3 protein-coding genes and 1 pseudogene are annotated in these 3926 nt (G+C 60.1%); 1 reads left to right on the top strand and 3 read right to left on the bottom strand.

What is annotated here, in order from left to right:
• Nucleotides 1-59: 59 nt before the first annotated feature.
• Nucleotides 60-774 (top strand): annotated as a pseudogene (locus DQ405_RS25485) (DUF3108 domain-containing protein).
• A gap of 120 nt (nucleotides 775-894) precedes the next feature.
• Here the strand turns inward: DQ405_RS25485 and DQ405_RS25480 are convergent.
• The 3 genes from DQ405_RS25480 to DQ405_RS25470 form a co-directional block, all read right to left on the bottom strand.
• Nucleotides 895-1641 (bottom strand): YebC/PmpR family DNA-binding transcriptional regulator, encoded by a 747-nt coding sequence (locus DQ405_RS25480; protein WP_003193870.1) that lies wholly within the window; start codon nucleotides 1639-1641, stop codon nucleotides 895-897.
• 136 nt (nucleotides 1642-1777) lie between these two features.
• Nucleotides 1778-3553 (bottom strand): aspartate--tRNA ligase, encoded by a 1776-nt coding sequence (gene aspS / locus DQ405_RS25475; RefSeq protein ID WP_032895509.1) that lies wholly within the window; start codon nucleotides 3551-3553, stop codon nucleotides 1778-1780.
• 109 nt (nucleotides 3554-3662) lie between these two features.
• Nucleotides 3663-3884 carry an FmdB family zinc ribbon protein gene (locus tag DQ405_RS25470; RefSeq protein ID WP_003193872.1) on the bottom strand — a complete coding sequence of 74 codons (222 nt, stop codon included), beginning with the start codon at nucleotides 3882-3884 and terminating at the stop codon, nucleotides 3663-3665.
• Nucleotides 3885-3926 lie beyond the last annotated feature (42 nt).

The raw sequence follows: 3926 nt of genomic DNA, 5'->3' as shown, positions 1-3926 counted from the left end.
TTATTGGACGGCCAGTTACTCGCGGCCAGCGGCCACTTGATTCGAACCTAGGAGATTTTATGCGTCGCGCCCTGCTTTTCGCTTTTGCGCTGTTCGCTTTGCCTGCCGTACAAGCGGCAGACCTTCACCCCTTCTCCGTCAGCTACACCGCCGACTGGAAACAACTGCCCATGAGCGGTTCGGCTGAACGCAGCCTGAGCAAGAATGGCGACGGTACCTGGACCTTGAATTTCAAGGCCTCGATGATGATTGCCAGCTTGACCGAAAACCAGCGTGATCCTGTTCGACAAGGACACCCTGCAACCCAAGAGCTACAGCTTCGAACGCGGCGGCCTGGGCAAGGCGAAGAAGATCAACCTGGACTTCGACCAGAGCGCTAAAAAAGTCACCGGCTTTGAAAACAAAGACCCGGTCAATGTCACTCTCGAAAGCGGCATGCTCGACAAGTCCACCTACCAGCTTGCTCTGCAACGCGATGTTGCCGCCGGCAAGAAGAGCATGAGCTACCGCGTGGTTGAGGGTACTGATACCGATACCTACGACTTCCGCGTGATCGGCTCGGAAAAGGTCCAGACCAAGGTCGGTTCGATCGACGCGATCAAGGTCGAGCGCGTGCGCGACCCGTCGCAGAGCAAGCGCATCACCCAGATGTGGTTTGCCAAGGACCAGGGCGGCATCCTGGTTGCCCTGCGTCAGGTCGAGACTGACGGCAAGGAATACAACATCATGCTGCAGGATGGCACCGTTGACGGTAAGGCTGTCAAAGGCAGCTGATTGCTGATGCACCGGAAAAGAGCCTCGCTGAATGCGGGGCTTTTTTTGCCTGGGATTTTTAGGGGACGCCACTCCCGCTATCGCAGGCAAGCCAGCTCCCACAGTGGATATTCATCGTTCTTAAGTGAGCTGCTCGGCCACAGACTCAGGGATGTCGGCATTCGAATACACGTTCTGCACGTCATCCAGGTCTTCAAGCATGTCCAGCAGCTTCAGCACCTTCTGCGCACCGTCCAGGTCCAGTTCGGCACTGGTGGTCGGCAGCATCACGATTTCTGCGTCGGTGCCGTTGAAACCAGCGGCTTCCAGGGCGTTGCGCACGGCGTAGAAGCTGGCGAACGAGGTAAACACGTCGATGGAGCCGTCTTCGTTGGTCACGACGTCATCGGCATCCGCTTCCATTGCGGCTTCCATCAGCGCGTCTTCATCGGTGCCCGGTGCGAAGGTGATCTGCCCCTTGCGCTCGAACAGGTAGGCCACCGAACCATCCGTGCCGAGGTTGCCGCCGCACTTGCTGAACGCATGACGTACGGCTGCCGCGGTACGGTTGCGGTTGTCGGTCATGCATTCGACCATCACCGCCACGCCGCCCGGGCCGTAGCCTTCATAGGTCAGCTCGACCATATCGTCGGTGTCGGCCGCACCAGCACCACGAGCCACGGCGCGGTCGATGATGTCGCGGCTCATGTTGGCGCCCAGCGCCTTGTCCAGCGCCAGGCGCAGACGCGGGTTAGAGCCCGGGTCACCGCCACCCTGGCGGGCCGCGACGGTCAGTTCGCGAATCCACTTGGTGAAGATCTTGCCCTTCTTGGCATCCTGACGCTCTTTGCGGTGCTTGATGTTCGCCCACTTGGAATGGCCAGCCATAACACAACTCCGAATTCTCTAGAAACCTTATCAATCCCGCCCCAGGCGAGATTTCCCTCTTTTTAAACGCAAAGGCGCATCCGAAGATGCGCCTTTTTGACTGCGTACAACCTTATCGCGCTTTCACGCTGCAGCCTTACTCAGCCTTCGGCGTCTCGCGCAGGCGGATGTGCAGCTCGCGCAAGGCCTTGGCATCCACCACACCCGGCGCCTGGGTCATGACGTCCGCAGCGCTCTGGGTTTTCGGGAAGGCGATCACTTCACGGATCGACTGGGCGCCGGTCATCAGCATCACCAGACGGTCCAGGCCGAACGCCAGGCCACCGTGCGGCGGCGCGCCGTATTTCAGGGCGTCGAGCAGGAAGCCGAATTTCTCTTCCTGTTCCGCTTCGTTGATGCCCAGCAGGCGGAAGACCGCTTGCTGCATCTCTTTGCGGTGGATACGGATCGAACCGCCACCCAGTTCAGTACCGTTCAACACCATGTCGTAGGCACGGGACAGCGCGCCTGCAGGGTTGGCTTCCAGCTCTTGAGGGGAGCACTTCGGTGCGGTGAACGGGTGGTGCAAGGCGCTGAAGCTGCCGTCGTCGTTCTCTTCGAACATCGGGAAGTCCACAACCCACATCGGCGCCCATTCGCAGGTCAGCAGGTTTAGGTCGTGGCCGAGTTTGATACGCAGCGCGCCCAGGGCCTCGCTGACGATCTTGGCCTTGTCGGCGCCGAAGAACACGATGTCGCCGTCAACCGCACCGACGCGATCAAGGATCGTGTTCAGGTTGGCTTCAGGGATGTTTTTCACGATCGGCGATTGCAGGCCGTCGACGCCGTTGGCGCGCTCGTTGACCTTGATGTAAGCCAGGCCCTTGGCACCGTAGATGCCGACGAACTTGGTGTAATCGTCGATCTGCTTGCGCGGCATGCTCGCGCCGCCAGGCACGCGCAGGGCGGCGATGCGGCATTTAGGGTCGTTGGCTGGGCCGCTGAACACCTTGAAGTCGACGTCCTTGAGCTGGTCGGCCACGTCCACCAGTTCCAGCGGGTTACGCAGGTCTGGCTTGTCGGAACCGTAGCGGCGCATGGCTTCTTCGAAAGTCATGTGCGGGAATTCGCCGAACTCCAGGCCCAGCACTTCCTTGAACAGGTTGCGGATCATCTGCTCGGTCAGGCCCATGATCTCTGTTTCATCGAGGAAGCTGGTCTCGATGTCGATCTGGGTGAATTCCGGCTGGCGGTCAGCGCGCAGGTCTTCGTCACGGAAGCACTTGGCGATCTGGTAGTAGCGGTCGAAACCGGCCACCATCAGCAGTTGCTTGAACAGCTGCGGCGATTGCGGCAAGGCGAAGAAGCTGCCGGCATGGGTACGGCTCGGTACCAGGTAGTCACGCGCGCCTTCCGGGGTGGCCCGGGTGAGGATCGGCGTTTCGACGTCCAGGAAGCCGTTTTCATCCAAGAAGCGGCGGATGCTGGTGGTCATGCGCGAACGCAGGCGCAGCTTCTCGGCCATTTCCGGACGACGCAAGTCCAGGAAGCGGTAGCGCAGGCGGGTTTCTTCGCCCACATCGGAGTATTCGTTGAGTGGGAACGGTGGGGTTTCCGACTCGTTCAGCACTTCCAGCTCATAGCCCAGTACTTCGATGCCGCCGGACGCCATGTTCTTGTTCACGGCACCGGCCGGACGCAGGCGTACCTTGCCGGTGATCTTGACGACGTATTCGCTGCGCACGCGGTCGGCGGCTGCAAAACTCTCGGCGCGGTCCGGGTCGAACACCACCTGGGCCAGACCATCACGGTCACGGATATCGAGGAAGATCACCCCGCCGTGGTCGCGGCGACGGTGAACCCATCCGCAAAGGGTGATTTCCTGACCTTCCAGGGTCTCGTTCAGTTGGCCGCAATAGTGGCTGCGCATCATGGTCGTGGTTTCACTTCTCGTAATTCGAAATTCGGTGGCAGGCCCGCCTCGTCACCGTACATTTAAAGCAGGGGACGGATAATGCAGGAGCCTGCGCGTAGAGTTCAACTCAGTCTGCTTTGTCGCCGCCCGCCAGGTTCTTCTTGGCGCCGGTCTTGAAATCGGTCTCGTACCAGCCACTGCCGCTCAGACGGAAGCCCGGCATGGACAACATCTTCTTCAACTCAGGTGCCTGGCAGGCAGGGCAATCGACCAGCGGCGCGGCGCTGATCTTCTGAATGGCTTCCAACTGATGACCACAGGAAGCGCATTGATAGTCGTACATGGGCATGGAGATGTCATCGGCGATCAGATCGTTACAGCGCCACGCCCT

It is taken from the genome of Pseudomonas sp. SST3 (assembly GCF_003325755.1).
Note: the sequence above shows the minus strand (reverse complement) of the source record. Positions and strands in the feature narration are given on the sequence as shown.